The sequence below is a fragment of the Variovorax sp. 20P10.2.4 genome, from assembly GCF_058244205.1.
This window is the reverse complement of the sequence record NZ_JBZAYE010000760.1, coordinates 1-3,173: the sequence shown is the minus strand read 5'-3', so window position 1 is coordinate 3,173 and position 3,173 is coordinate 1. Positions and strand designations below refer to the sequence as shown.

At 71.3% G+C, this 3,173-nt stretch carries 3 protein-coding genes; 1 reads left to right on the top strand and 2 read right to left on the bottom strand.

Annotated elements, in window-relative coordinates; genetic code table 11:
- Positions 1 to 1,256 (bottom strand): DNA topoisomerase IB (locus tag AC27VN_RS37045; RefSeq protein WP_490879871.1); only part of this gene is annotated, 1,256 nt, incomplete at its 3' end.
- Positions 1,257 to 1,391: 135 nt separating this feature from the next.
- Between AC27VN_RS37045 and AC27VN_RS37040 the strand changes: the two genes are divergently transcribed.
- On the top strand, positions 1,392 to 2,444 hold the full coding sequence (locus AC27VN_RS37040; RefSeq protein ID WP_490879870.1) for a purine-nucleoside phosphorylase: 1,053 nt from the start codon (positions 1,392 to 1,394) through the stop codon (positions 2,442 to 2,444).
- 17 nt (positions 2,445 to 2,461) lie between these two features.
- On the opposite strand, the gene AC27VN_RS37035 is transcribed toward AC27VN_RS37040, so the two are convergent.
- Positions 2,462 to 3,148 (bottom strand): TIGR02117 family protein, encoded by a 687-nt coding sequence (locus AC27VN_RS37035; RefSeq protein WP_490879869.1) that lies wholly within the window; start codon positions 3,146 to 3,148, stop codon positions 2,462 to 2,464.
- Between the last annotated feature and the right edge of the window lie 25 nt (positions 3,149 to 3,173).

Sequence of the window (3,173 nt, the reverse complement as noted above, 5' to 3'; positions counted from 1 at the left end):
GGCTGAGCACGCGGCCGCGCCGGCGCGGCCTTGCGCACCGGCAGCGGTGCGTGCTTCGTTTCCTTCTTCGAGGCCATCGAACCCGAGGCGGGCTTGGCGCTCTTGCGCTGCCGCGTCGCGGCCTGGGCTTCGCGCCGATGCGCCTGCAGAAAACCCAATAGCCGCCGCTCCGCCGCATGCAGCCCGCGCGACGGCCGCGCACTGCGGCGTCCCGCGATGCGTTCGAGCAGGGCCGACGCCGCATCGGCCTCGGTGCTCGCGAGCGCGCTGCCCAGCGACAGCACCGCGGGATGCACATAGGCCTTCTTGCAGACCGCGGGCGTGTTGCCGAGCTGGCGCGCCACGGTCGCGAGGATGTCCTTCGCGGTGTAGCGGTTGCCGTCCGAGGCGACCCGGCCCGGCTCGCAGGCCAGCCGCGTGAGTTCCAACGCCTGCACCGTGCCATGCCAGGTGCGGAAGTCCTTCGCGGTGAAGCGCTCGCCGTCCAGGCCCTTCTGGCCCTCGACCACCTCGCCGAGGTAGTCGTTGACGTCGGTCGACGAGACGCTGTGCGGCTCGCCGTCCTCGCCCACGTACTGGAACAGCGCCTGCCCCGGCAGCTGCTGGCAGCCGCGCACGATCTTCGCCACGCGCGGGTCCTCGAGCGTGGCCTCGTGCATCACGCCGCTCTTGCCGCGAAAGCGCAGCCGCAGCGCCGCGCCCTTCACCGCCGCATGCCGGTTGCGCAGCGTGGTGAGTCCATAGGAACCGTTGCTGCTCGCGTACTCCTCGTTGCCCACGCGCATCAGCGTGGTGTCGAGCAGCCGCACCAGCGCGGCCAGCACCTGGGGCCGGGCCGGCGCGCCCGTAACCTTGCCGGCCTGCAGGTCGCGCTGCACCCGCGCGCGGATGCGCGGCAGCGCGCGCGCGAAGGCCTCGAGCCGGTCGAACTTGGTCTCGTCTTTCAGCGCGCGCCAGTCGGCGTGGTAGCGGTACTGCTTGCGGCCGCGCGCATCGAGGCCGGTGGCCTGCAGGTGGCCGTTGGGCAGCGGGCAGATCCACACCTCGTCGTAGGCCGGCGGTATCGCCAGCATGCGGATGCGCGAGAGCTCGTGTGCGTCGCGCACCCACTGGCCGCGCGCGTCGCGGTAGCGGAACTTCGCGCCGTGCCGCAGCCGCCGGATGCCCGGCATGTCGGGGTTCACGTAGACCAGCCCGTTCGCGATCGGCGTGGGCTTGGACGGAGGCCGTCTCGCGGAGGATGCAGTGTCCGGCATGGTGGTTGCGTGGTGTAGACAGGCCCGTTGTGCCAGCGCCGACAATGCGCGGCTGTAGGACGCCGCGAGCGCCGCCGGTGCGATGGCCGCGCTAGCGTGTCCTGCCCCCAATCCTCGAACCCACGGAGTCTCCCCATGCCGTCTTCCTCCTCCCTGTGCTTCGCCCGCCTCTCGGCGCTGGCCGCCGCCGCGCTGCTGGCCGGTGCCGCCAGTGCCGCCACCATGCCGCCCGCGCCCGGCGCCGAGGCGCGTGCCGAACTGCCCGTGAAGGTGAAGGTGTTCGTCGCCGCCATGTTCGAGATCGGCCAGAACAGCGGCGACCGCGCGGGCGAGTTCCAGCACTGGTACGAGCGCTACTGGAAGGGCGCGAAGCCGATGGCCGTGCCCGGTGCGCTGCAGCCCGTCTACTGCAATGCCGACGGCGTCTGCGGCGCGGTGCTCGGCATGGGCAAGGTCAACTCCTCGGCCTCGATGCAGGCGATCCTGCTGAACCCGCAGTTCGATTTCTCGCAGGCCTACTACGTGATCTCGGGCGTGGCCGGCACGCCGCCCTCGCGCGGCACCATCGGCGAGGTGAGCTGGGCCACCTGGCTGGTCGACTACGACCTCGGCCACCGCTGGGCGCCCGAGGAGAACAAGCCCGGCGAGCCCACCTTCATGCCGCGCAAGGGCTACGAGTCGTACCGCCGCTTCAAGCTCAACCCCGACCTCGTCGGCTGGGCCATGAAGCTCACGGCCGACACGCCGCTCAAGGATTCCGAATCGGCGCGCAGCTACCGGCTGCGCTACCCCGATGCCGCGGCGCGGCGCGCGCCCTTCGTCGGCACCGGCACCCACATGACGGGCGACACCTTCTTCCACGGCCCCGGCATGTCGAACCAGGCGCAGTACATCGCGAAGCTCTACGGCGCCGACGACTACGTGATCACCGAGATGGAGGCCGCCGCGATCACGCTCGTGATCCAGCGCACCCACGGCACCGACCGCGTGATGAGCCTGCGCGGCGCGGTCAACTTCGACCAGGGCCATCCCAACGAGACCACCTTGCAGCATCTCGACCCCGCGCCCGGCGAAACGGCCGGCGGCTTCGCCGAGACGGTGGAGAACATCGCGCTGGTGGGCACGCGCGTGGTCGACCACATCGTGGCGAACTGGGGGCAGTGGCAGGGCGGCGTGCCGCGGCCCTGAGACACGAGAGGCCGCACTCAGGGCACCGGCTGCAGATGCCAGGTCACCGTGAAGTCGAACGGCGTCCAGCGGCTGACCTTCACGCCCGCGCGGCGCAGGCCGCGGCCGGTCCAGGTGTTGCAGGTCTCGAACAGGTGGTAGGCGCCGTTGGCTTCGTAGAAGGCGTCCTGGGCGTTGTAGTGCGCGCCCGCGATGGCCGTCGCCTGGCCCGCGGGCAGGGTGCTGCGCACATGCTCGATCAGGCGCAGGTACTGCGGCATCGACAGCGGCAGCCGGAACGCGCCGGCGCCGAACTGGTCGCGCCGCAGATAGCTCACGTGCAGCAGCGCGCGGTTGCGGCCCGACAGCGCGCCCAGCGCACGCGCGGCCGTGAGGTCGGCCCAGGTCGGCGTGTGCAGGTAGAACTCGCGGTCGCCCCAGCCCAGCGCCACGTACTCGGCACCGGGCGGCACGGCCGGGAAGTCCGCGAGCGGGAACAACTTCTGCCAATCGATCAGCGCCGAGCGCACCGGGAACACGTAGTCGGTGTGCACGCCGTTGCTCAGCACCCAGGCCTCGACATAGGGCGTGGCCGGCGCGGTGGTCTTCGCATGGCTGGGCCAGAACACCAGCGCGAAGGCGGTTCCCACGTAGAGCCCGATCAGCACCACGAGGCCGAGCAGCAGCAGCGAGAAGCGGCGCAGCCAGCGTGCGATGAAGGCCATGGCGTCAGAACAGCGAGGCGGTGGC

What these genes read in the sequence shown, in the direction of transcription:
- AC27VN_RS37040 (WP_490879870.1), top strand. Translation starts at nt 1,392, where the DNA reads ATGCCGTCTTCCTCCTCCCTGTGCTTCGCCCGCCTCTCGGCGCTGGCC.
- AC27VN_RS37035 (WP_490879869.1), bottom strand. Translation starts at nt 3,148, where the DNA reads ATGGCCTTCATCGCACGCTGGCTGCGCCGCTTCTCGCTGCTGCTGCTC.